This is a genomic window from Nostoc edaphicum CCNP1411, assembly GCF_014023275.1.
GTDB lineage: Bacteria > Cyanobacteriota > Cyanobacteriia > Cyanobacteriales > Nostocaceae > Nostoc > Nostoc edaphicum_A.
In genome coordinates this window covers 6691020-6715587 of sequence record NZ_CP054698.1, presented here as the reverse complement: position 1 = coordinate 6715587, position 24568 = coordinate 6691020, and the positions used below count along the sequence as shown (strand labels likewise).

At 41.1% G+C, this 24568-nt stretch carries 24 protein-coding genes and 3 pseudogenes; 9 read left to right on the top strand and 18 right to left on the bottom strand.

Annotation, left to right across the window (positions count from 1 at the left end):
- Window positions 1–34: 34 nt before the first annotated feature.
- The 3 genes from HUN01_RS31130 to HUN01_RS31120 all read right to left on the bottom strand — a co-directional run bounded on the left by HUN01_RS31130 (window position 35) and on the right by HUN01_RS31120 (window position 3851).
- Window positions 35–1078 (bottom strand): substrate-binding domain-containing protein, encoded by a 1044-nt coding sequence (locus HUN01_RS31130; RefSeq protein WP_181929395.1) that lies wholly within the window; start codon window positions 1076–1078, stop codon window positions 35–37.
- 26 nt (window positions 1079–1104) lie between these two features.
- Complete coding sequence (locus tag HUN01_RS31125; RefSeq protein ID WP_181929394.1) at window positions 1105–2508, bottom strand: serine/threonine-protein kinase; 1404 nt, start codon at window positions 2506–2508, stop codon at window positions 1105–1107.
- A 329-nt stretch (window positions 2509–2837) separates the two neighbouring features.
- Window positions 2838–3851: a LysR family transcriptional regulator gene (locus HUN01_RS31120; RefSeq protein ID WP_181929393.1), complete on the bottom strand. Its 1014-nt coding sequence runs from the start codon at window positions 3849–3851 to the stop codon at window positions 2838–2840.
- A 212-nt stretch (window positions 3852–4063) separates the two neighbouring features.
- On the opposite strand from HUN01_RS31120, the gene HUN01_RS31115 reads away from it, so the two are divergent.
- The 3 genes from HUN01_RS31115 to HUN01_RS31105 all read left to right on the top strand — a co-directional run bounded on the left by HUN01_RS31115 (window position 4064) and on the right by HUN01_RS31105 (window position 8116).
- Window positions 4064–4780 carry an NnrU family protein gene (locus HUN01_RS31115; protein WP_181929392.1) on the top strand — a complete coding sequence of 239 codons (717 nt, stop codon included), beginning with the start codon at window positions 4064–4066 and terminating at the stop codon, window positions 4778–4780.
- A gap of 627 nt (window positions 4781–5407) precedes the next feature.
- Window positions 5408–5794 carry a thioredoxin family protein gene (locus tag HUN01_RS31110; protein WP_181929391.1) on the top strand — a complete coding sequence of 129 codons (387 nt, stop codon included), beginning with the start codon at window positions 5408–5410 and terminating at the stop codon, window positions 5792–5794.
- A gap of 219 nt (window positions 5795–6013) precedes the next feature.
- A complete protein-coding gene (locus HUN01_RS31105) occupies window positions 6014–8116 on the top strand; it encodes an NAD(P)H-quinone oxidoreductase subunit 5 (protein ID WP_181929390.1) in 2103 nt (700 codons plus the stop codon).
- Between the two features lie 40 nt (window positions 8117–8156).
- Here the strand turns inward: HUN01_RS31105 and HUN01_RS31100 are convergent, their stop codons facing one another.
- The 4 genes and pseudogenes from HUN01_RS31100 to HUN01_RS31085 all read right to left on the bottom strand — a co-directional run bounded on the left by HUN01_RS31100 (window position 8157) and on the right by HUN01_RS31085 (window position 12419).
- A complete protein-coding gene (locus HUN01_RS31100; protein ID WP_238846428.1) occupies window positions 8157–9518 on the bottom strand; it encodes a DEAD/DEAH box helicase family protein in 1362 nt (453 codons plus the stop codon).
- Window positions 9519–9640: 122 nt separating this feature from the next.
- Window positions 9641–10666, bottom strand: a pseudogene (locus HUN01_RS31095) (IS4 family transposase).
- An 879-nt stretch (window positions 10667–11545) separates the two neighbouring features.
- Window positions 11546–11971, bottom strand: a pseudogene (locus tag HUN01_RS31090) (DEAD/DEAH box helicase); the annotation flags it as partial.
- 241 nt (window positions 11972–12212) lie between these two features.
- Entirely contained in the window at window positions 12213–12419 is a 207-nt protein-coding gene (locus HUN01_RS31085; protein ID WP_181929389.1) for a hypothetical protein, read from the bottom strand.
- A 478-nt stretch (window positions 12420–12897) separates the two neighbouring features.
- On the opposite strand from HUN01_RS31085, the gene HUN01_RS31080 reads away from it, so the two are divergent.
- A complete protein-coding gene (locus tag HUN01_RS31080; RefSeq protein WP_181929388.1) occupies window positions 12898–14475 on the top strand; it encodes an NAD(P)H-quinone oxidoreductase subunit 4 in 1578 nt (525 codons plus the stop codon).
- 168 nt (window positions 14476–14643) lie between these two features.
- On the opposite strand, the gene HUN01_RS31075 is transcribed toward HUN01_RS31080, so the two are convergent.
- Both HUN01_RS31075 and HUN01_RS31070 read right to left on the bottom strand, forming a co-directional pair.
- The gene (locus HUN01_RS31075) at window positions 14644–15597 is read right to left on the bottom strand and encodes a DUF4351 domain-containing protein (RefSeq protein ID WP_181929387.1); all 954 of its coding nucleotides are present in this window, start codon (window positions 15595–15597) and stop codon (window positions 14644–14646) included.
- Window positions 15598–15617: 20 nt separating this feature from the next.
- Entirely contained in the window at window positions 15618–18218 is a 2601-nt protein-coding gene (locus HUN01_RS31070; protein ID WP_181929386.1) for an ATP-binding protein, read from the bottom strand.
- 422 nt (window positions 18219–18640) lie between these two features.
- Between HUN01_RS31070 and HUN01_RS31065 the strand changes: the two genes are divergently transcribed.
- Complete coding sequence (locus HUN01_RS31065) at window positions 18641–19363, top strand: Uma2 family endonuclease (RefSeq protein ID WP_181932894.1); 723 nt, start codon at window positions 18641–18643, stop codon at window positions 19361–19363.
- Between the two features lie 150 nt (window positions 19364–19513).
- The gene (locus HUN01_RS31060; RefSeq protein WP_181929385.1) at window positions 19514–20218 is read left to right on the top strand and encodes a hypothetical protein; all 705 of its coding nucleotides are present in this window, start codon (window positions 19514–19516) and stop codon (window positions 20216–20218) included.
- A 164-nt stretch (window positions 20219–20382) separates the two neighbouring features.
- On the opposite strand, the gene HUN01_RS31055 is transcribed toward HUN01_RS31060, so the two are convergent.
- The 5 genes from HUN01_RS31055 to HUN01_RS36285 all read right to left on the bottom strand — a co-directional run bounded on the left by HUN01_RS31055 (window position 20383) and on the right by HUN01_RS36285 (window position 21676).
- Window positions 20383–20592: a type II toxin-antitoxin system HicA family toxin gene (locus tag HUN01_RS31055; protein ID WP_181929384.1), complete on the bottom strand. Its 210-nt coding sequence runs from the start codon at window positions 20590–20592 to the stop codon at window positions 20383–20385.
- Window positions 20589–20789: a type II toxin-antitoxin system HicB family antitoxin gene (locus HUN01_RS31050; protein WP_181929383.1), complete on the bottom strand. Its 201-nt coding sequence runs from the start codon at window positions 20787–20789 to the stop codon at window positions 20589–20591. Before HUN01_RS31050 ends, HUN01_RS31055 begins: the two co-directional genes overlap by 4 nt.
- Window positions 20790–20942: 153 nt before the next feature.
- Window positions 20943–21236, bottom strand: a complete 294-nt coding sequence (locus HUN01_RS31045; protein ID WP_238845770.1) for a BrnA antitoxin family protein — start codon at window positions 21234–21236, stop codon at window positions 20943–20945.
- Entirely contained in the window at window positions 21190–21477 is a 288-nt protein-coding gene (locus tag HUN01_RS31040) for a BrnT family toxin (RefSeq protein ID WP_181929382.1), read from the bottom strand. The genes HUN01_RS31045 and HUN01_RS31040 overlap by 47 nt, the downstream gene beginning before the upstream one ends.
- 76 nt (window positions 21478–21553) lie before the next feature.
- The gene (locus tag HUN01_RS36285) at window positions 21554–21676 is read right to left on the bottom strand and encodes a hypothetical protein (protein ID WP_257798036.1); all 123 of its coding nucleotides are present in this window, start codon (window positions 21674–21676) and stop codon (window positions 21554–21556) included.
- Between the two features lie 322 nt (window positions 21677–21998).
- On the opposite strand from HUN01_RS36285, the gene HUN01_RS31035 reads away from it, so the two are divergent.
- From HUN01_RS31035 to HUN01_RS31025, 3 genes are all read left to right on the top strand, one after another.
- Entirely contained in the window at window positions 21999–22403 is a 405-nt protein-coding gene (locus tag HUN01_RS31035; protein WP_181929381.1) for a hypothetical protein, read from the top strand.
- Window positions 22404–22559: 156 nt separating this feature from the next.
- Window positions 22560–22829: a CopG family ribbon-helix-helix protein gene (locus tag HUN01_RS31030; protein ID WP_238845768.1), complete on the top strand. Its 270-nt coding sequence runs from the start codon at window positions 22560–22562 to the stop codon at window positions 22827–22829.
- On the top strand, window positions 22819–23097 hold the full coding sequence (locus HUN01_RS31025) for a type II toxin-antitoxin system RelE/ParE family toxin (RefSeq protein WP_181929380.1): 279 nt from the start codon (window positions 22819–22821) through the stop codon (window positions 23095–23097). The genes HUN01_RS31030 and HUN01_RS31025 overlap by 11 nt, the downstream gene beginning before the upstream one ends.
- A gap of 33 nt (window positions 23098–23130) precedes the next feature.
- Here HUN01_RS31025 and HUN01_RS31020 read toward each other — a convergent pair whose 3' ends face one another.
- From HUN01_RS31020 to HUN01_RS31005, 4 genes and pseudogenes are all read right to left on the bottom strand, one after another.
- The gene (locus HUN01_RS31020) at window positions 23131–23574 is read right to left on the bottom strand and encodes a DUF29 domain-containing protein (protein ID WP_181929379.1); all 444 of its coding nucleotides are present in this window, start codon (window positions 23572–23574) and stop codon (window positions 23131–23133) included.
- Window positions 23575–23608: 34 nt separating this feature from the next.
- A complete protein-coding gene (locus HUN01_RS31015) occupies window positions 23609–23866 on the bottom strand; it encodes a BrnA antitoxin family protein (RefSeq protein ID WP_181929378.1) in 258 nt (85 codons plus the stop codon).
- Window positions 23867–23888: 22 nt separating this feature from the next.
- Window positions 23889–24142, bottom strand: a pseudogene (locus tag HUN01_RS31010) (DUF433 domain-containing protein).
- A 13-nt stretch (window positions 24143–24155) separates the two neighbouring features.
- Complete coding sequence (locus tag HUN01_RS31005) at window positions 24156–24434, bottom strand: LapA family protein (protein ID WP_181929377.1); 279 nt, start codon at window positions 24432–24434, stop codon at window positions 24156–24158.
- Window positions 24435–24568: the final 134 nt, after the last annotated feature.

The following is a 24568-nucleotide window of genomic DNA, read 5'->3' as shown; positions in this document are numbered from 1 at the left end:
TATTTGATTATTTGCTTAAATCTAAGTATTTTGATCATTTAATTCTGACAAATCCAGCTTTTTCGATTAGTTCTTGACCTTGAGGTGTCAGCAGCCAATTTGCATAAGCTTCACCAGCTTGCTGATCTGTTTGACCATTCTGTTTAACGATTACAAATAAATTGCGGGTAATTGCATAATCTCCACTACGAAATACCTTAGTATTCAACTGATTACGCTTACTAGGGCATTCAGATTGAGGTATAAATGGTTCCTGGTAGGGAGGCACAAATTGGCTGCTTGTCCGCCCTAGTGGTAAAGACTTAATCGTACACTGGGGTACAACCTCTGGGGCCGAAGCATAGTAAATTGCGCCAGTATTAACTGCTACTTTTCGTACTGCTTCTGTGGTCGTGCTAATGTAACTAACGTTGGTACCAAAATTCTCTTTATTTAAAACATTTTCGACAAAAAATTCTACTGTCCCTCCAGCTTCTTTGCTACGAGAGTAGACTGTAATTGGCAAATTTGGCCCACCTACTTGTTGCCAATTAGTAATCTTGCCCGTGTAGATGTCTTTGAGTTGGGCGACAGTTAAACCAGGGATATTGAGATTGTGGTTAACTGCGATCGCAATACCATCAATCGCCACCGGTATTTCTTTCAAACTAAATTCTTTTTGTTTAGCTTCTGTATTTTCTTCAGCTTTCACTGAGCGAGAAGATTGAGAAAAAGCCAGTTGATTATCTATCAACATCCGAATGCCTGTTCCCGATCCTGCTTGACCTGAAGGAGGTTGAGTGTAGCGTAAAATAAACCGAGGGCATTGAGTTTGTAGTACGAAGTCTACGTCTTTACGGATGGGTGCCCAGGTTGTGCTACCACCATAGTTAAATGTCCCCTCTGGAAGATTTGCCACGTTACATCTGTTGACAAACTGGTTTATGGGATTATTTGTATTACCATTTTCCGAAGGTTTAGAAGCAGTTCCACTCAACTGCGCCCACCGTTCCATAAGAAACCATAGACCACCAAATATTAAGCCAATAGTGATGATAACGGCTAAAAAAAGACTAAGTGTTTCGTTTTTCTGAGACATTATGTGGCTGTTAGCACCAGGAGTTTTTAAAGTAAGAGAGATAATAATTTATAAATAAGTCGAAATACGGCTGTGAGTGAAATGGCTACTAAGCCTGCGGCAACCGCTAAAATAACTACTGACAAAATGTCAAGTCCCCCGCGTAAAAAGGGGAGAAAAAAAATAATCGCAAAAGTAATTGTTGGAATAATTAATAAATCGAACTTTTCAATCCATCGCCTGGTTTGGGCAAATATCAGCATCCCCAAAATCACAGCTGCAACGCTTAAAGTAACTATTGGTGATTTTACTAGACTGAAGAGAGCGATCGCGAGCAATGCACCCTCAAATCCACTAAACGCCGCCCCAGCCAATAATTCCAGTGTAGAAAATGCTGGTTGAGTTGGTGGAAGACGGGGGACGACAGGACTGGAACTTTTGGGTGTTTGTGGCGGGAGGGTTGCAGAGGGCGAGTTAAGTTGTGTAGGGGCTTGAGCCGCCTGTGAGTTAAGTACACGTAGAACCTCTTGGGCTGACTGGAAGCGCTGATTAGCGGCGGGTAGCAGCATCTTGTCTAGAATATCAGCAAGGCGAGGGTTGACACTAACTTGCGATCGCCATTTCCACTGGTTGCTATAGGCATCAAATAGTTGAATTGCTTCCTGATTTGTTAACAAGGTAATCAGAGTTACAGCTAAAGCGTATAAATCCGTAGATGGAAATACTTGACCCCCAGCCATCTGCTCAGGTGGTGCAAATCCCATAGAATAAATTCCTGTGGAAGAAGCCGCAGAACCAGATGCAGCATTTGTGACTTGTTTAACTGCACCAAAATCTAGTAAAAAAAGCTTACCATCACGACGACGCATGATGTTAGAAGGTTTAATATCTCTGTGGATAATGCCTCTGTCATGGACAAACTCTAATACCTTCAGGATTTCTTGCAATACCTCTAACACCTGCTTCTCAGAAAATTTGCCCTGTTGAACTAATTCTTCCTCTAGGTTTTGCCCATCAATGTATTCTTGCACCAAGTAAAAAAATTGGTCTTGCTCTCCTGCTTGCAAGCTATTAACTATCACTGGAAAGAAGGCAAATAAGTCAGGAATTTGATCGTGATCGTTACCAAGTTGTGCTAAAACTTCTGCCTCTCTCTCAAACATCAACTGTGCTTGTTGTAGTTGAATTAAGGTTAAATTTCCCGCTGGTTGAAATTGCTTAACCACGCATTGACGCATTCCTGGTATTCGGCGATCGCGTGCCAAAAAGGCTGCTCCAAACCCGCCCCTTCCCAGCAGCTTCGTTGGCACGTATCGACCATCTAGCATCAGTGGCATTCCACAGGTAGTGCAATACTTTTGCTGGGTTGTTTTCAGTGTCGTAACATCATCTAAATCAGCAAAATAGTTTTGCGGTCGTGGACAACGTGGACGAGTGCAGTAAACTTCCATTTTCGTGATTAGTCAAAATAATTCGTAATTGATAATACTCGCCATTCGCGTAGCGTCTCGTAGAGAAGGCGAGAAGCAAGCGACGTAATTCGTAATTAGTTCAGGTTACAGAGAAACTAAATTTCTTAATGAGGAACAGGAACCTTTTTTTTCTGATGTTAAACCCTTGGCTTGCCTACAGTACCCTGCACGAACAGCGATAGGTTAATAATTACGAATTACGTTAGCGCAGCGGTAGCGAGTCCGCGTACCCTTACAGGGAAGCAAGCTACGCTTTTAGCGTCTCGTAGAGAGCGTCATTACGAATTATTTGGTCAAATGACCTAATTTTATTCTTCGCTGGAGGAGATGGGCGTTGCTATCTCTAATGTAGTTAACACTATGTTTTTTTGTGCTAATTTTAACACATCTTGATTCCATCCTGGGTTAGCAAATTGGGGCAAAATTTCTTGACTAAAGGCTTCTGCGGCCTTGGATCTATAGCGATTGGGATTAAAAATCAGCCACAGTGTCCGTTTGACAACGACGCCTTCAATGTTGGCAAAGTGTAGAACGCCCATTTGTAACTCTTTAGCGATCGCACTTGTTGAGACAAAGGCAGCCCCCAAACCAGATTGCACAGCATTTTTAATGGCTTCAATGGAATTCAATTCCATTTCCACCTTCAAACGTCTGGTATCAATTTCACAGCGTGCTAACACTTGGTCAATTACTTTGCGGATAGTCGATTGGGAATCTAGGGCAATGAATTGTAATTTATATAGGTCTTCTTTTTGGATTTTTTCAAGTTTGGCAAAGGGATGAAAGACAGGTAAAATCAGCGCTAGTTCGTCTTCAGCGTAAGGAATAACTTCTAAAGATTCCGACAGTTCCCCAGGAATTTCACCGCCGATAATCGCTAGATCAACTTGTCCGTTAGCAACACTCCAAGCAGTCCGCCGGGTGGAGTGGACATGTAATTGCACCGCCACATCGGGATATTTTTGTCGAAACATGCCGATCATTCTGGGTAAAAGATAAGTGCCGGTGGTTTGAGAAGCACCGACAATCAAAGTACCGCCTTGAAGATTTTGCAAATCCTCAATCGCACGGCAGGTTTCCTGACACAGACTGAGGATTTTTTCACCGTAGTTTAAGAGTAGATGCCCGGCTTCGGTTAATTGGGCGCGTCGTCCTCCACGGTCGAATAAGGGGACATCGAGTTGCCGTTCGAGATTTTGCACTTGCAAACTCACGGCGGGCTGGGAGACATAAAGACTATCAGCGGCACGCTTGAAGCTTCCTTCAACAGCGATCGCTTTCAGGATACGTAACTGATCTAAAGTGAAAGGAAGGTCAGACATAAGGCTCAACCCACAAACTTTTAAAGGAGCAGATGCACGCAATGAATCCGGTTTGGCAGCAATTAGCCGGACATGATTTGTTGCATATTGAACTTGAAGGCTTGACTCGAAAAAGACAGTAGCACAACATCTTGACTAAAGTCCCCTTTTGAATACTTTGTGGTATTGGTTGTACTGAATTCAATTTTCTTTAAATTACTTCACCGGTGTATATGCTGCTGATTTCTTGGTTGACACCCAGTCATTTTGTCATACTGGGGTTACAAATAGTTTTTGCGATCGCTCACAGTGGAGGCGCTGCTTTGCGTCCTTGGGCAGAAAAGTATATTGGCCCAAGGCTTTATCGCATTCTCTTTGCATTAGTCAGCCTACCGTTGGCTGTGATATTAATTATTTACTTTTTTGGGCACCGCTATGATGGTTTGCAACTTTGGCAGGTACAAGGGGTGCCAGGAGTACAAGAATTTGTTTGGCTGCTGTCAGCAATCTCGTTTTTGTTTTTATATCCTGCTACCTTCAATCTACTAGAAATTGCTGCCATTCAAAAGCCCCAAGTTCATCTCTACGAAACAGGAATTATTCGGATTACCCGTCATCCCCAGATGGTAGGACAAATAATTTGGTGTGTTGCTCATACTCTGTGGTTGGGTACTACCTTTACCCTTGTGACTTCCATTGGATTAGTATTGCATCACTTGTTTGGGGTTTGGCACGGGGATCGCCGTTTGAGCGATCGCTATGGGGAAACTTTTGAACTTGCCAAACAACGGACTTCAATTATTCCCTTTAAAGCAATTATTGACGGGCGTCAATCTCTCAAATGGCAGGAATTTCTACGTCCTGCATATTTGGGAGTTGCTATTTTTATAGCTTTGCTTTGGTGGTCGCACCCTCTGTTACTGGAAGCAACTAGTAGGATAGCATGGTAAATTTAGGCGATCCCCAGTGTCAACAGAAAATCCGAAATAGATGGAAATTTAAGCTTATCAATTACCCCAAATCAATGTAGGATAAATTCAAACATCTATCAGTGGGGGTGCGTTCAGTCAGCTTGAGATTCTATATTGGTAGTCGTTAGTCAGTTGCCTTTCCTTGGGAGTTAATGGCAGATTCAGTCAACCCCAGGTAGTCACAGCGGTCAGTAGTTTAACATCAAAAAAAGCCAACGCGACTTCTACGGTGGCTTTTTTGTCAGAGACACATTAATGCGCTCAATTTTTATTTAATTATTCTGTGTCCTGAAAGTTGGTGTCCTGAAAGCATCTATCGGCAGTTATTGATTTGCCAATCCTTCACCGAAGTTAGTGCTGAGTCCTGAGTCCTGAGTAAAATCAAGCAATTTAGTATTCATTGCTTGGCAATTAATCCCAAGCCCCCTTGTACTCTAAAAAGAAAAAGAAACGAGTTCCTCATTGAATCCCTTAACTTTAGTTATGGACTTATACTCAACACGGGCTAAACGCCCCCTACCGCTGATAGGACTCAGAACTCAGCACCACTGAATTCAGTGCTGATAGCTAGTTTGATATAAAAACCTTAATAATCCAAGAGGCGTCATGGTGTTGTCGGTTAGTGAGCGGACATTTACTCAAGAAGTTTTAGAATCTCCTATTCCTGTTTTAGTTAATTTTGAAGCACCTTGGTGTGGCTTGTGTCGGATTATCCACCCACTGTTGTTGCAATTTCAAGCCCAATGCGGGGAAGAAATTAAATTAGTTAGCGTTAACGCCGATCAAAATTTTAAATTGTCTACTACTTATAGGCTAAAATCACTACCCACTTTACTATTGATTGAAAATGGTACTATTCGCCATCGCTTGGAATGCTTTCGCGGCAGAGAAGATTTACGTCTAGCTTTAGAAGAGATTAAAGCCAGCTACAGCAATTACCCCAAAATCTACAAAAGTTCCAAAACAGTGGACTTAGAGTGTCGATCAGCTTGATGGATATTGGGCATTGGGCATTGGGCATGGGACAAATGACCAATGACCAATGACAAATGACGAGTGACTAATGACCAATGACGAGTGACCAAATCTAAAACCATGCTTAACACCCCACCCAATGACCTTTGGGTGGGTTATTTTATGCTAAAGGGTGTGTGTCACAATTATTAACAGTTTCGACACGCTAATCAAGAATTCTAAAAGTAGGCGTCAGTGATGGAAGTAATCTATCAGTATGCCTGGCTGATTCCGGTGTTCCCTCTTTTTGGGGCAATGCTGGTCGGTCTAGGGTTAATCTCGTTGAATCAGGTGACAAACCGCCTACGGCAGTTCAATGCTGTGGTGATTATCTCCATGATGGCAGCAGCTATGGGGCTGTCGTTTGCCTTGTTGTGGAGTCAAATTCAAGGACATGCGCCTTATCTCCGCACCTTTGAGTGGGCGGCAGCAGGTAATTTTCACCTGAGCATGGGCTACACTATCGACCACCTGACAGCCCTAATGCTGGTGATTGTAACCACGGTAGCCTGCTTAGTCATGGTTTACACCGATGGCTACATGGCTCACGATCCCGGTTATGTGAGGTTTTACGCCTATCTCAGTTTATTTGGCTCCTCAATGTTAGGTCTGGTGATCAGCCCCAACCTAGTACAGATTTATATATTCTGGGAACTTGTGGGGATGTGTTCCTACTTGCTGGTCGGCTTTTGGTACGATCGCAAGTCAGCAGCAGATGCGGCGCAAAAAGCGTTTGTAACCAACCGCGTAGGCGACTTTGGTTTGTTACTCGGCATTTTGGGACTATTCTGGGCAACAGGAAGCTTTGATTTTAATATCATGGGCGATCGCCTCGCCCAACTCGTAGAATCAGGTTCCATCAGCAATTTTCTCGCTGTCCTGTTTGCGATTTTAGTTTTCTTAGGGCCAGTTGCAAAATCAGCCCAATTCCCTCTCCATGTCTGGCTACCAGACGCAATGGAAGGCCCCACCCCCATTTCTGCCTTGATTCACGCGGCAACAATGGTGGCAGCGGGTGTTTTCCTCATTGCCCGGATGTACCCAGTATTTGAAGGCGTCCCTGTCGCAATGAATGTCATTGCCTTTACTGGGGCGTTTACGGCGTTTTTGGGGGCTAGCATTGCCATTACCCAAAACGACATCAAAAAGGGCTTGGCTTACTCCACCATTTCCCAACTTGGCTACATGGTGATGGCAATGGGAATCGGTTCCTACAGTGCTGGACTATTCCACTTAATGACCCACGCCTATTTCAAGGCGATGCTGTTCTTGGGTTCAGGTTCAGTAATTCATGGCATGGAAGGTGTTGTTGGACACGACCCGGCCTTAGCGCAAGATATGCGCTTGATGGGTGGACTGCGGAAATATATGCCCGTCACCTCAATTACCTTTTTGATTGGTTGCTTGGCAATTTCTGGTATTCCGCCTTTTGCTGGCTTCTGGTCAAAAGATGAAATTCTGGGGAAGGCTTTTGAGGCTAATCCACTCCTCTGGTTCATCGGCTGGCTAACTGCCGGGATTACTGCTTTCTATATGTTTAGAATGTATTTCATGACATTTGAAGGTAAATTCCGGGGTACTGACGAGAAAATCAAGGAAAAACTCAAGAAAGCTGCGGCCACAATTGTCCTGGAATTAGAGTCAGAAGAACTAGCGCCGAATTTTGGGCCTGGGGCGATGAAGAAAGGAGAATTGGCGGCAACTAGTCAGCAGCATGATTCCCATGACTCCCACGGGCATCACAGCGACTCTCCCCACGAATCGCCGTGGACAATGACCCTGCCGTTGGCACTGTTAGCTGTGCCTTCTATTTTGATTGGTTTGGTGGGAACTCCCTACGCCAATTATTTTGAAGAGTTTATCTTTCCTCCTAGCGAAACCCTCTCCGAAGTTATAGAAAAGGCTGCCGAGTTCAATCCGACGGAATTTTACATCATGGCGGGTGCCTCAGTCGGAATTTCTTTAATTGCGATTACCCTGGCTTCGCTGATGTATTTACGTCGTAAAATTGACCCGGCTGCGATCGCTGCTCAAATCAAACCACTTTACGAGTTATCTCTCAACAAGTGGTACTTTGATGACATTTACCATCGGGTTTTTGTCCTCGGCTTGCGTCGCCTAGCTAGACAAGTTATGGAAGTTGACTTCCGCGTTGTCGATGGTGCTGTTAACCTCACAGGCTTTTTCACCCTTGTTAGCGGTGAAGGTCTGAAGTACCTAGAAAACGGTCGCGCTCAATTCTATGCCCTAATTGTATTTGGGGCGGTTTTGGGCTTAGTGATTGTCTTTGGTGTTACCTGATTTTCATAGGGGCGGGCGATCGTCCACCCCTACTTCTTAACTATCCAATAATTGGGAGATTAGCTAATTTCTGTTCGCGTAAATTTTTTGCTAAGGATGCTGGGTCAAGACTATTATCTTGATAAGCTTGCATAGCAAGTTTTCTCCATTCCAAGTTAGCTTCACCAGGAAAACTACGTTTTAGTTCACGTACTACAGTAATTGCTTTTTCAGCCCAGGCTTGAAAATCCTGCTGATTCCAATAACACAAGTCTTGTGTATGAGGCTTTGCACCATTCGTAATACTTTTACAAGGTGTAACCACAACAGGTATGATTTCTGAATCTTGGCGAAGTGATGAAATATTCTGTTTAATCCAGTTAGGGTGTGAAGTCGCTTGTCTAACTTTGCCTGCTCCTAGTGAATTTCCATGATTATTAGTTGAATGGTCTTCAAATACAATACAAAAATCATCATAAGCAATCCACCAGGGGTCTGGGTCAGCATCTCCGTTTGAATTTCCAGCTTGATAACCCAATAAACGCCCTAATCTTTCATGACCATTTTCAAAGGCTTTGGAGTCTTCGTTAGTATCTTTTACTCTTTGGAGATTCACAAGAATTGCTTTTACCTCTGCTTCAAACTTTTTATCATTGAAATTGCCATATAGTGACAATTGTGATTCTAGTCCTTCAATTACAGAAGTCAGTCTTAATTTATCAGCTTGATTTTCTTGATTTTCTTCTAAATTCAACTTAGAGAGTTGATAGAGCCAACTAACTCCTTCAGTAGTAGAAGCAGCACGCTTAAACAATTCACGGGCTACTCCCTCCATAGAAGCAATACCGCGTTTTGCTGCTATCCAGGCTGCACTTCCAGCAAGGTAGTACCAAAAGGCTCTATATCCTTTAACATCATCTCCACTAAGCGAACTTAATACAGAATGACATTCTTCAACTGCCTTTTCAAAATTGCCGCTCCAAAGTGCCTCTTGATATCTAACTTCATGAGCAACAGATGCCTCTAATTTATCTATGCCTGGAAGTTTAAATTGTTCTAATTTATCTCTCGAATCTATAATATCTTTCTCTGCTTCATTCCATTCTTCTTTATGTGTTAGAAAAATTTGCAAATTTTCAATAAATTCGGACGATTCAACAACTTTAGATTGCTCAATTCCATACTCTATCTCAGCTTGAATTTCTGGATGTAAAAATTTTCTTTTATTCTTATCTAGTAAAAATTTATTCAATTCTTCTCCAAGCACTACCACTGCGGCATAGTCATTATCTGCTCTTGTACAGCGACCAACTGCCTGAACGATTCTAGTTAACACACGGTCATTAAAAAGAATACTTGCTGGCATTCGTGTTAAGAGAAATTTTTCCTGAAGATTTATTGCTTTTTGTAGTCCTTTTACTATTAAGAGACGACATTCATCGCCTCCTAAATCAATGCCATCATATCGGTTTGCAACAGAAATGTTGAATGCTGATACAAAACTTTACATAGATAGTTGCACTAACTCTAAAAAGGCTAAATTAGTCAACATAACATCATCTCCTCAAACCAATGAACATAGCTGATTTTCTGACACATACAAGATTGCAAATAGCGGAATTTATCTAATAGTGTATGTCCCCATTGTGCGGGAATAGATAAAAGCTGTAAAATCAGATAAGCTATTAAACTAACGTAAATTTGTATGGTGATACCGTTGACGTTTTTGGTAATTAATTTGTCAAGTTTTAAGTGCATCTTTAAAAACTTCCACAAGAGTTCAACTCCCCAACGTAATCGATAAATATCCCTAATTTCATCATCATTAACAGCTGCATCTCCCGACTTTGGTAAATTAGTCACTAAGCGGAACTCAGTTTTCGTTTCTAAATCACAAAAAATTAATGACTCTATAGGCAATAGCCTCATCAGATGCACCTACTTTGACTAATCCAGTTGCATCCTCAAATTCTAGTAACGAAATTGTTTTTAATCCGCAAAACAAAATATTTGTTTTCTTGTACCAATTCTTGAATGAATTTTAATCCCGCAAAGCCTCTATCCATTACCCCTACAGCATTAGTTGGGAGACTAGACATCATCTTGGAACCAAATTTATAATCATGATCATGTCCAAAATTGATCAAGTTATCTTCTGGGCTACCTGTAGCTAAATTCAAAGAACTAAAAAGTTTGACTTGATGATGACCCAAAACCCATAACAATTTACTTGTCAGGGTAATAATTGTTGAATCAATAGGACAAATAGCATATTTATCGTGTAATTTTTTGTGAATTTTCTTCTGTACTAATTCATTTAATTTTTTGGTAAATTCCTTGAAATTGTTTTTGGCTTCGATGTAAATTTGCTTTAGAAAAAGTAGAAATATCTACCTCAAATCCTGTATTGTTTAATCTCTTAAATAAATCTCGCATACTTGTTAAGCTATTATCCAGAGCATAGGATAGCCAGCACTCAAAGAATAGACGACTATTCAATACTGGATAATCATTTTTTGGCAGGCTTTTCAAGATATCTTTGACAATTTTGGGAAATGAATTTATAATCACAATCAAACTAATATAGTTTAAGCCTTCGCCCAAAAATACCATATTTTGGGCTATTTTTATCGGATTTTTCTTACCGTTCAACACTTCTGGGTTTGCAACTATAGCTACTGCTTCTGACTCAGATATAAAAGTCTGCTTTGACTGCTCAATTTCATTAGCATTAAATATTTTATAATTAGTTGCTGTAGATATCTGTTCTCCAAGTTTATTTACAGTAGAATCATTCGGGACAAGGACGAGAGTTCTTGGTGTTTCTTTGATCATATCTACAGCAAGATTGAGTGCAGCTTGTTCATCAAGAAACCTTTCTGGAAAAAAGAAAAATCGACGACCAATACCCTGTTTATCCCATCCCTCTGGAACTGGTAAACGAACTATTTTTTCTATACCTGCGAGCCTTTCTAGTTCTCCTCCTTCTCCTAATGTAGCAGACATATATATACGTTGTTTAGGATTATAAAATGGTTGATGAGTACGAGTAGGTGGTAAAACAGGACGAATTAATATAGAGTGATAGCTGCTGTATATATGGCATGAAAATAAGTGATCTCTTAGAACAGACCAAGAATACTGTAAGTCGTTTATATCCTTAATATGTACATCTAGTATTCTAGTTATTTCTTCAAGTCTTTCATACAAGAATGGAGTAGGTATCTTTTCAACCCATTGAATATCTCCTAAATCAGGAGAGTCAGAAATCAACCTGGAGTAGTGTTCATTTAGAACGATCCCACGCATAGCCGAAACTAAAGCTTTAAAAAGAGTGCTATGTGTAGGATTATTTCGCTCAATTGAAATAGACCAATATTTTGCTATGTAATTTTCAGCAGAATGAGCATCATCAAGAATTATTATTTCGGCGTTGTTAAAGAAAGTATTTGTATTAAATAAACCACTATAAGTTGTGACAGCAATAGTTTCGGCATTGGTATACTCAGCCTTGATAGTAGGAGTATATTCAGCCTGTCTACCTGTAAAGGCATTTGCTTTTATCCCAAAAATAGTTAATGATTGCTCAACTACCTGATTAACAAGCTGACGAGTAGGGCATAGATACACTACTTTTTCATTAAAACGGCAACGTCGCCATTCTCCAATCAGAAGCCCGACTGGTGTCTTACCACTACCTGTTGGAAGTTGTAAGGCAACATTTGGTAGATTGAGAATTTCTGGCTTGCAGTAATCTCTAAGTAAGTCAGCTTGGTGAGAAATCAGTCCTTTAGATTGTTTATTTTTAATATCTCGGAAAAGTGCTTCAGGGGTTTCGGCAGAGATGTGAGAATGACGAACTTTTTTGAGTGCCATATTTTGGAGATGCTAAGTATCTAGTTATTACACTGTTGTAACATACAAGATAATCAGCATTAGTAATCGTAGGATGAGTTAGGCACACTAGCTAATTTATGTCACGAATCTGACTTTCAATTTGTGCGATTATCATTATGGCTACTTCTACTGTGATACTTTTTTTCCACCAAATCGCTTTTTCCAACAATCAGCAAACAGCATCGTGTATTTTTAGCGATGAGTTAAGCTCCGCGATCGCTCAAGGTAAGCTTTGCAAAATCTCTCTTTTAGCAGATTGGGCAGATGCAATCAGTTGTTGTTGAGTTTTGTTAAATGATTTATTCCATTTCAATTCATCTTGCAAATCTTCTAGGTACTCTCGGAGATGTTCTGCAACTTTCTCTTGCACATCTTCAGATAAAGATTCCATCATCTTAATTACAGTAGCGATCGCTGGAGATGACATAATCGAATTTCCCTTATCAACTTTCCCTGTCTATTTTACTAAAAAAACTCAATCAAATCGCCTACTGTAGTCCCAAAGCTCTAAAGCCGGAAAAATGACTTTCAATTTGTGCGATTATCATAGTGTTATTTCTCCTGCTATGCTTTTTTGCACTAAATCGCTTTTTTCAACAACCACCAAACAGCATTTTGCATTTTTAGGGTTGGGCTACGCATAGACGCGGAGCGGCTTATCGTAGACATCGCACCCCTAAATTAGAATTTTACCAACTTTTTTAGGGTAAATTTTTGACTTGACTGGGAGTATCACAACCCACATTCCGCACGCCTAAAGGTCAAAAGAGACTCCCAACAGCAGAAACCGGGGATTGCCAATTTAATTAAATCAACCTAACGAGGAAGACGAAATCCCCAAAAAGCTGTTACTTAATAACTAGTGACTTTTTGCCAAACATGATTTTGATAGCAGACTAATTGTGATGAATATAGCTAATTTTCCGTGGCTGACGACGATTATTCTGTTTCCGATAGCCGCATCGCTACTTCTTCCCATCATCCCTGACAAAGAAGGCAAAACAGTGCGCTGGTACTCCCTCATCGTGGGGCTGATAGATTTTGCACTAATTGTTTATGCTTTTTATACTGGGTATGATTTCTCCAATCCAGATTTGCAGTTGGTGGAAAGTTACCCTTGGGTACCACAATTGGGTTTGAATTGGTCAGTAGGGGCAGATGGCTTATCCATGCCCCTAATTATTTTGACTGGATTCATTACGACGCTGGCGATTTTAGCAGCTTGGCCTGTTACCTTCAAGCCCAAGCTCTTTTACTTCTTGATTTTGGCGATGTATGGCGGTCAGATTGCCGTGTTCGCTGTCCAGGATATGCTGTTGTTTTTCCTGGTGTGGGAACTCGAACTGGTGCCGATATACTTTCTGCTGTCGATTTGGGGAGGCAAAAGGCGGCAATATGCAGCGACCAAATTTATTTTATACACAGCCGGCGGTTCGCTGTTTATTTTGCTGTCTGCCCTGACAATGGGATTTTACGGCGATACGGTGACATTCGACATGAGAGCGATCGCCTTAAAAGATTTTGCCCTGAATTTCCAACTTGCCCTCTATGCTGGCTTCCTGATTGCCTACGCTGTCAAGTTGCCGATTATTCCCTTGCACACCTGGCTACCTGATGCCCACGGTGAAGCTACAGCCCCCGTACACATGTTATTAGCAGGTATTCTGCTGAAAATGGGCGGTTATGCCTTAGTTCGGATGAATGCCCAAATGCTCCCCGATGCTCACGCTTATTTTGCGCCAGTATTGGTAGTTTTGGGGGTAGTTAATATCATCTACGCTGCCTTGACATCCTTTGCCCAGCGAAACCTCAAACGAAAAATTGCCTACTCCTCAATTTCTCACATGGGCTTTGTGATGATTGGTATTGCCTCCTTCACCGATTTGGGATTGAGTGGGGCAGTATTGCAAATGGTTTCCCACGGGTTAATTGGGGCGAGTTTGTTCTTCCTGGTTGGCGCAACTTACGATCGCACCCACACCCTGATGCTGGATGAAATGGGCGGTGTCGCTAAGAGAATGCCGAAGATTTTCGCCATGTTCACTACCTGTTCAATGGCTTCTTTGGCATTGCCAGGGATGAGCGGTTTCGTGGCAGAATTAATGGTATTTGTCGGCTTTGCTACTAGCGATGCTTATAGCTCTACCTTCAAAGTTATCGTGGTGTTCTTGATGGCAGTGGGAGTGATTTTAACTCCGATTTATCTGCTGTCGATGTTGCGAGAAATTTTCTACGGTAAAGAGAACGAGGAATTAGTTTCTCATCAAGCTTTGATAGATGCTGAACCCCGTGAAGTATTTATCATTGCCTGTTTGTTAATTCCAATTATTGGTATTGGTTTCTATCCAAAATTGCTGACTCAGATGTACGACGCTACAACTGTACAATTGACGGCAAGATTGCGTGATTCCGTGCCGACTTTAGCACAGCAAAAAGATGACACACTAAAGGTTTCTTTGAGTGCGCCCCAAATTGGTAATTAAGTTGCGATCGCTAGTTTAGTTTTAATATTGATTGCTTTGAGGGCAGGTTTTATACTTGCCCTTTTTGTTACTCATTCGTAACTTTTTATGGGGCAAAGTAAAAAATAAATCATCGAACTGATTTAAAAAATCCTGTATAGGGTAGGTGAATTTTCATAAAAATAGATTTTAAGCTGATTGATTTGTTTGCAACCAGTTAAGTAAATCTTCCATAGCAGTAAAATCTAACAAAGCTTCGCCAAGGGTTTCTAATTGATTTAAAGAAAGAGATTGGATGCGTTTTTGCAATTCTGGTGATAATTCTCCCACTCGTCTTTGTAGTAACCTTAAAATAAGTCGTTGTTCACCTTCTTGTTCCCCACGCTCGTAGCCGATGCGCTCACCTGTAGTTACATATCTCATGGTTCGCTCCTGCTCAAATTGTTTAAACTCTTCCCAAAACTGATTTTCTAATGCCTTTGGTAATATCATAACCCAATCGATAAATCGATACAGATTACGAATATCCTGCTCTTGTAAGCCCAAATCATATAGTCTGCGAATTAAGCTAAATTTCCATATTTTGCGTTGTTCTGGTGATGAGCGTGTCTGCTGCGTTTTCAAATGCGCCATGACAACAGTTGCAAATGGATTATCGCTATTTTCTAACTCGTGAAAGCGATTTTCATAATCCAAAAGTTTAACACTACCAAATTCAAAATTTAAGCGTGTATTGGGATAATTGTAACTGTAATTGCTTGGTCGCCATTCGTGGTTTGAATCACAGAGAATTGCAAGGCTTATTGCTGGTTGATCAAAGCGGTCAAATATGCGAAAGTTGTAGGTAAACATCCGCTTACTAAAGTTATCTTCTTTTTGTGCCTGAATTTCAACATGGATTAATAACCAAAGTTCTTCTCCTTGGGTTTGCCAAACTTTGACTAGTTGATCGGCATATCTCTTACCCTGTTCAGCTTCACGAGCTATTTGTTGGAATTCTTTATCTAGAAACTCGTATGGGCGTTCCCAATCAATTAATGCAGAAGTTTCTGGAAAAAAGAAATGCATTGCTTGGGGAAAATAAGCTTCTATGATTTCTTTCCAAGGACTATCAAAATCAGCGCGGTCGTTAACATTAGTCATGTCATTTGCCCAGAGTGGCATCAAATTCTAGATAGAGTAGCAGTACTTGTAGTAGCTAGTGTACTACTTTGAGAAATCGGAATCTCAACCCAAAATTCTGCTCCCTGTCCTGGTTCTGAAATACACCAAATAGCTCCATTGTGTTTTTCTGTGATTATCTGAGCGCTAATTGCCAATCCTAATCCTGTGCCTTTACCTGCGGGTTTTGTGGTAAAGAAAGGGTCAAATAATCTTTGCTTAACTACTTCGGTCATGCCAGAGCCATTATCTGCAATTTTTACAGTTATGCGATCTAAGTCGCGTAACTGAGTACTAATTACAATCTGGCTAGGTTTAGCTTCTATCTCCTCAAAAGTTCGCTTACTGTTATAACTATCCAGGGCATCAATGGCATTACCGATCAGATTCATAAATACCTGATTGAGTTGTCCGGCATAGCACTCGACTAAAGGGATATCACCATATTCTTTGACTATTTCAATTCCGGCATTTCCAGACGTTTGTTTGAAGCGATTTTGTAAAATCAGTAGTGTGCTATCAATACCTTCATGAATGTTGACAGGCTTCATCTCCGCTTCGTCAAGTCGAGAAAAATTCCGCAAGGATAGAACTATTTCACGAATGCGATTAGCTCCCATTTTCATTGAAGTTAGGATTTTAGGTAGATCCTCAGCCATAAATTCAAGGTCGATCGCTTCTATATGAGCTTCTACTTCAGGTGTTGAATGAGCATTGGACTTTTGATAGAGTTCTACTAGTTCCAATAAGCCCAGTGTATATTCATTGACATGGATCAGGTTGCCGTAGATAAAGTTAACTGGGTTATTGATTTCGTGAGCTACTCCAGCCACTAATTGACCTAAACTCGACATTTTTTCAGTTTGAATCAGTTGAGCTTGAGTCTGTTTGAGATTGTGCAGAACTTGGTTGATTTGTTCTGCCTGAGTAGTAGCAGCAGCAGTAGCAGCGCGGCTTTGATTATACAATTGCGCTTGGTCAATAGCGATCGCTAACTGGTCAGCCACACCTCGAATCAGTTCAACCTCATCGTCACTCCAGGGACGAAGCGCTCTAGTATGTTCGCAGACAATCACACCCAAGCAACCCGACTGAGTTTGAATTGAAACTATTAGTAGAGACTTAAAGCCCAATGTCACTAGTAAATTCCGACTCTTGAAATCAAGCCACGAATCTGTTGCAATGTCATCAAAGCAAAGCAAATTCCCTTGTATGACAGCTTCACTCAGCGCTTCCACATTCTGGATAGGAGAACAGCCTAAAGGTTCTGTTAAGTCGGGAGCGCAAGCTTGCTGACTCAGTTCAAAGCTAGTAGATTCATTTTCTTGATGACACCAAAAAAACTGGCATCGATCAATCTGTAGCAGTTCCCGAACTTCAACTACTACTGTACTCAAAATCGTATTTAGATCCAGCGAGTTACGAATTTGACTAGATAGACGAGTTTTAAGAATTTTCTCCCGCTCAACTAGCTCTCGCAATTGGACTTCAGACTGTTTTAACTCTAGCTGGGCCATCTGACGATTGACACTAGCTCTTGCTAGTAGCCAAGAACCAATGCCAATTAGTCCTATTAAACCAGCATATAGCAGTAGCAATTGACTCAAGAATCGGTTTGATTTGGTCGTCAACGCCTCTGGCGATACCCATGAGACAATCTTCCAGTGATAGGATTTAGTATCAATTTGATGTTGGCTTGGTGCAAAAGCTTGTCCTGTTCCCGTACTAGATTTTTGACCTTCCACAAGTGGATAGACTGTGGTAAAAGTAAACATTCCCTCAGCAGTTTGGAATTGTCCTGATTCTTTTTGAGAAATTTCCTGCCATGCTTGGGGAAAAGCTTTGCCAAAAGTGCGGTTTTTGCGACCGGGAAACATAAATCCCCATTCATCCTCAGATTTCGCCCCTTTTAACCAGTAACCATCGGCATTCAGTAGCATTCCCTGGCTAGAAGCGTTAGCAAAAGCTTGATTAAAATTGTCCAGTAGTTTTGCGCCGAAATAATTTAACACTACAACGCCTCGTTTCTGCCCACGGCTATCAAAAACGGGAGTACCAAAGCGGATCATTGGCTTCAAGGGTTGTTCAACCTGACCTCGTTCGATATTGAGGTCAAGGGGAGAGACAAATACTTGTCCTTGGTTTAACCGCAAAGTGTCATTAAACCAGTAGCGCTTGGCTTGAACTTGCAGTTTTTCTTCGGGGACAATTGCTGGTTCACCCTGGTTAAAGTTGACTCTGACAACTTCCTTACCTGATTGATCCAAAAAGCGAATTTGGTCGTAAAGTTTTTTATATCCAGAAAATAATAAAAATTCTTGGGAAAGTGCCTGTTGTTGTCCATTCACTCCCTCTAAAATTCTTTCTAGCTCGTTTTGTTTAGAGATAACCATCAAATCTGAGACGACAGAATGAAAATCTCCGCTGATTACTTTGGTTTGTAAATCTACCTTACCGAGTTCATTAGTTTTTAATACAACTTTCTCAGTTTGTACCTGTTGGTAGTAGATAGTCGCGATAACACCCCCAACTAATGTTGACAACGGCAAAAAAACCGTTAAAAAGTGTTTGATTAAAATTCGTGAATGGATCTGTGGTGACATATCTGATACTTAAGTACGATTCAAAAATCGGGCTAAAAATTAGCTAAGTTCCAGCTGCGCCACATTTTCGGAGTCCAGGTTGAGAGAAAACTTTTTCTCCTGGTAGGTATAGGTAATCAGCCCAGCTACCAAATTCACCATGAAATTGAATACTTTGCGACTTCTGGAATGTTCTAGTTGAACAATATTCCACCCTTTTTTGCTATTGTCAGTTAGACACTCTGATAGTCAGTACCGAAAAACCACGAGTTTAATGTAAAGATTTGACACTTATAAGTATTTTCATACTGAGATAAAAGACATAAGTCGATGTATACGACGGGCTACGCCTAGGCTAAAAATGGTTTTTGATTTTTGATATGCGATCGCACATCAATAGATTACCTACAATCTATCTAGAATCAGATTTGGCAAAACCGCTCATGTTAAACTACAATCCGCTCCATTGTTTGCCATCTTCCGAAGAACTACCGGACTCTAATGACACCCCTGTGGATAATGAAGTCCAAAATTTAATTCCCGGCTTGCTGAAAACGACACTAGCTTTAGTTTGGTGCGATCGCTGGGATTGGTTCTTTGGTGTTGATATGGGTATTTATTATGACCCAGAAAAATCAGCTATTGTCCCTGATGGATTTCTCAGCTTAGGAGTTAAACGCTTCGTTGATGAAGATTTACGCCTAAGTTATGTGCTGTGGGAAGAAAAGCAACTGCCAATTTTAGCACTAGAAGTTGTTTCCCAAATATATCGGGAAGAATATAACATCAAGAAAGAATTCTATGCTAAAGAATTAGGAATTTTGTACTACGTTGTATATAGTCCCCTTCGGCGTAAAAAGACACCTTTGGAAGTGTATCGCCTAGTTGAGGGGGAATATATCTTAATGTCAGGAAATCCTGTTTGGCTACCAGAAATCGGTTTAGGAATTGGGCGAGAACGGGGAATTTATCAAGGTATAGTGCGGGAGTGGCTGTACTGGTATGACGAAGAAGGGCAAAGATTGCTGACACCAGAAGAACGCATTAGAGAAGCGGAAGAACGCGCAGCTTTTGAAGAACAGCGACGGGTGGAAGCAGAACAAAAAGTAAAAATGTTAATTGAAAGGTTGAATGCGCTAGGTGTTGATCCAGAAACTTTGTCTTAGATGCACCAAATTTTGTGATTTTTGCTGCCTTAATGTTAATTAGCTTCCTGGCTAGGGAATTATATCTATAAAGCAACTCATTGCTTGATGGTGCAAATCGTCATGGCTTGTTGCTCAATAAATATATTTACCAAAACCTGCATCAAAAATATGGAAGTTAAATTAGGATTTGGAGCAGTCCCAAAACCTCAATATGTCTTTGTCAGCAAAGAATCGGATCACTGCTGGTATATGCTATCCGACGATACAAGACAAATCCCAATTTATGAAAGAGCCTTGACTGGGGTGATTACAGGGATAGAAATTAACAAAAAAGTGGAAACTTCACATGGAGAAGCAGAAAAAACTGATTTGCATATTCTGGCAGATAAACCTTATGTTATCCGCTCAGGAAGTGAATCTTACTTCTCTAAAAGTTTGCTGCTTTCGCTTGATGCCTTGACTTCTGAACAATTGCATCATCCATTGACGATCGCAGTCAGTCCTGGAGAGAGAACAATTGTATTTTGTGCAATTTATAATCCAATCACTTATCGTTCTATAGGTGTTAGTTGGAATGGACACAGGGAAATTGACTGGCAAGCTTTAGGACAAAAAGTAAGTTTAAAAATTAATTGTATTCAAAATTTACATCAAGATGAAATCCAAATATGTGCTAATACAACAGCATCAGAAATTCATGCAGTTTTGATAGCTCAAAGTGACACATATTTAGCCCAGTTAAATTGGACTCCAGAGCAGGGAAGGGATTATTTGCAGCAGAAATATGGCAAGCGATCGCGTCTACAACTCACTGATACAGAAATTCTGGAATTCATTGATTACTTGAAGCTACAACTAACCCAAAATTGCTAATACTATTTTTTTGTGAAGCTGCATATAAATTCACCCCCCGGCTATCGCCGTCCCCCCTTGCCAAGGGGGGACTACAGGGGGGTATTATTATGTGTATCTTCATACATAATTGGTATAACTTAGGTGCTGTTATGTATGTGAACTTTGGATAATTGCGATCGCTTTTAGTCCAAATCTTCTTCGGTAAGTCCAGCATCTTTCATAATGCTTTTCAAAGTTCCAGTCGGTAAATCTCGATTACTATGAACCGGAACGGAGAGGATTACATCAACACCTTCTTTTATGTAGATATGATGACTGCCAGTAATCCGTTTCAATTCCCAACCCTGCCGTTCCAAAATTTTACAAAGTGCTTTACCTGAAACCGCTTTCATAGCGATATTTCAACCAACTCTTTCTCCGGGTCAAGTTCTTCTCGTTCGCTAGCAACTTCCAACCAACCTTGAACTGCATCTTGCAGCATCTCTAACAAATGTTCATAGCTGTCTCCCCAAGTGTGGCATCCTGGTAGGGCAGGTACAGAAGCACACCACACACCGTCTTCTTGCCAGATAACTGCTTTAATTTTCATTACCAATCATCTCCACAAGATTGCGACTAATATTCTAGCGTCAAGCTGAGTGCGTAGGCGTAGCCCGCACTTCGACAAGCTCAGTTACCATCGTATACATCGCTTGTTTGCTGCACTGAAGTTATTATTAAAGACATCCAATTTAGTATTGTATTAGGTTGACTTCGCCTCAGACCCTGGATAAGCTTTGTGTGCTTCTGCATAAATCTTTAATGCTACAGCCATCTGCTGTTCCGCAGTCTCTCCCTGCTCTTTGAACCAAGCAAAAGTTTCAGGATCTACCTTAACTGTTATTGTTAGACCTGACTTGGGCATTCGCAATTGTGCTTTAGCAAAAAATTCTTCTGACAAGGGTGGAATATCTGAGGTATCGATGTCTTCGTCATTCATTGCATCGACTCTAACCCAATCGGTTCTTGAGGTATTGTTCATAGCGTTTTCGTTCATGAGATAGTGCCTTTCTTAATGAGATGATCCGAACCATTTCTTCACTTGGCTCGGTGTAAATAACTACTACAATTCGACCATCAAGTAGTCCAATGCCGAGATACCGTTCCTCTCCATAGTCCTCTCGTTCATCTAGGTAGACAAGCATGGGTAGATTAAAGATGCGGAAAGCATCAGCAAAGTCGAAACCATGCTTTGTGATGTTGCTTTGGTTTTTACGCTCATCCCACTCAAACTTCATGGACTCAATATACCAGTGACACCGGGAAAATCAACTGCTTTAATTTTCATCGCCAATCATCTCTACAAGATTGCGACTAATATTCTAGCGTCAAGCCGAGTGCGTAGGCGTAGCCCGTCGTAGACATCGCTTGTCCATTGCATTGAGATTTTGGCCCCTGTGCGATCGCACTCAACACGAAAAGGATTGACAACTGCATTAATCGCAGTATCAAATTTACATCTTCTGAATGTTCATTAGTTGGTATCTCCGAGAAAAATAAGTATAAGGTGATGCTTTTTTATTATGTTCAACCCGTAGACAAGTACTAACCAAATACTAATCACATCAGGAGTATTTCATGATTCCACTGATTTTGGGTGCTGCTACTTTGGCTACTGGAGCCTTCGGAGCGCTAAAAGGTGCTGAAGGCATGCACTTGCAGAAATCATGAAAACTCCTGTTTTAGACAGTGAAGGGTATCTGAATCCTACAAGCACGACTATCCAAGCAAAGTATCGTACTATGGGAGGATATTAAGTATGTCAGTACAGAAAATAGGTGCTTTTGCACTCGCAAACATAAATCCTGCTGAATGCCTACAGCAAATGGTTTCAGCCTATATTAAGTATAAAAGAATTGCCGAACAGGAACAGTTCAACAGACGAGAGATTGAAGCTTGGGAAAATGAAACAATCACCAAGATTAACGCCCAGCGAGAGTTGCTGATGGCGTATCTAGATCGCTCTTTTGATGAACGTGCAGAAAACTTTCGCGCTTTGTTTGCTGTCGTTGATAATGCGATCGCATCCGGCAATAATGAACAACTAGCGCTTACCTTAAACTCAATCACAGAAATAGCTAAATCAAGCCCTTTCAAAGACCTTGCTAACTTAGCTTCTGTTCGCGCCGCCCTAGATGATCCAGACCACGAATGGACGTTTTAATTTTATAAGAGTGCGATCGCTCTCCCAAAACCTTCTAAAAAAGCCTGCCAACGTAGGCCTTTTTCATGTATTGCAAGGCTTACAGGCTACAAACTCTTTGAGAAAATAGCGATCGCCACTATAATCATGTTGCATTGCGATATATTGCAATATAATATGTTGCAAGACAACTTTCACAAGACGATGAGCAAAGAAAATATTACGTTTCGGATAGATAGCAATCAGAAGGCTGCACTTGACGCGATCGCAGCAGGAATGAATCGCGATCGCAGCTACGTACTTAATGAGGCGGTAGCCACTTATCTAGAAATGTATCAGTGGCAAATTGAGGAGATTCAAAAGGGAATTGCTGAAGCGGATGCTGGAGACTTTGCCAGTGATGAAGAAGTAAAAGCGACTTTTGCAAGGCTCACCAATGCAGATTAAGTGGCTGCGTCGTGCGCTTCGTAATTTGGAACAAGCACATAGCTACATCCTGAAAGAGAATCCACAAGCAGCGCAGGAAGTGATATTGAAGATTCAACTTGCTGCCAGTCAACTTGAGAATTATCCTTTTATGGGGCGAACTGGACGTATAGAAGGTACAAGGGAGCTAGTAGTTTCTGGTACGCCATATATTGTTATTTATCGAGTCAAAGAAGAGTCAGTAGAAATTCTTCGGGTTTTCCACACGTCAAAGCGTTATCCAGATTAGCGCCACTAGCCACACAGTTACAAATTAAAGTTATTAAATATCGCTTGCTTCCGGTAGCCAGTCTTCATCCAACACTAACTCTAAAAAATATGGGCACTCTTCTGGAAACACAGAAATTTGTATCCCCGTTTGCTTGGCTGCTTGGCGACGTGCCCTTTGATAACTTTCCTCAAGTTGCTCTGTAGGATAGCTCTTAAGACTAGGACTATCTTCTATTGCTAACTCAATTTGGGTGCGAGAATCAGCAATCGAATCGAGCCAACTATCTGAGCGACGCTGGGGTTGATATTGCCACTTGAGCAGATGCAAGAGTAAGCGAGTTAGTTGACTGGCAATAGCCCGCCTTTCACTTTTGCCCAAGCCTTCAACCTCTTCAATCAGATGTTCTACATCAATTTCATGCCAGTGATGCGATCGCAATAGTTGGGCTGTCTGCTCAATCCACAAATTAAAATCTGCTTTATAAGTTGCGCTCATAGCCGTTCTCGATCTTACCGAAGCCAAAATATCCTTATTTTCCAATACGCTCAAGTTCTTCTCGCAATACTCGCCGTAATGTATCTTCTAACGGTTCACGGCGCTGCTGAATGTACTCACGCAAGGCATCGTTAATCAAAGTTTGGTAATTTCCTCCACCTGCTGCGTGAACTTGGTCACGAAACCATCCTAGTACTTCATCATCTAGGCAAATTGTAATTCGAGTTTTGCCTGTTGATGTTGATTCAATCGCTCCCCGCTTGCCCTGGCTAAAATCATACTCAGCTTCCATAGTTTTTAAATTTAATACAGTGTCAAAACTCCCAAATTTGGATTTTTGTCAAAAGCTTTTGCATTGTCAGCATTTGCCGTTCTCGATCAGCCGCATAGCTTAGGCAAGCCAAAATATCCTCTTGTGTCAAATAAGGAAAGTCATCAAGCACTTCCTCGTAGGTCATCCCAGAAGCAAGATAAGATAAAACATCGTATACAGTAATTCGCATTCCTCGAATACAAGGCTTACACCTCGTTTTCCTGGTTCGATTGTAATAATGTTTTGATACTGCACAGCTATTCAACTCTCAAAAGTCTTCATCATCGACAAAAAATTCCGCATCGTCTTCCAATCGAGAATTACCCTGCCCAAAACCAGCAAGTCCCCACAGAGGTTGCAGCAGTGCCATACCAATTAACCCGATACCGGCACTAAAAGCTAGCACTAAACCCATTGGTATCTGAATTGATTGGAATGTTAAGAATTTTAACGATACGGGTGTGGCATTTTGGACTGAAATAATTGCGATCGCTATTACCCAAACCGCCACAACTAGAGATGTCAAAAAAGGAGCGAGAGTTTTCATACTTTGATCGAAGTGAGGAGAGACGCGATTGAGAAGTTAGGAGTTATTAATTTAGAACTCATCACTCATAACTTTTAAAAGGAGTTAGAGGTTAAGAATTGTTAATTTACAACTCTTAACTCCTAACTCCTAAC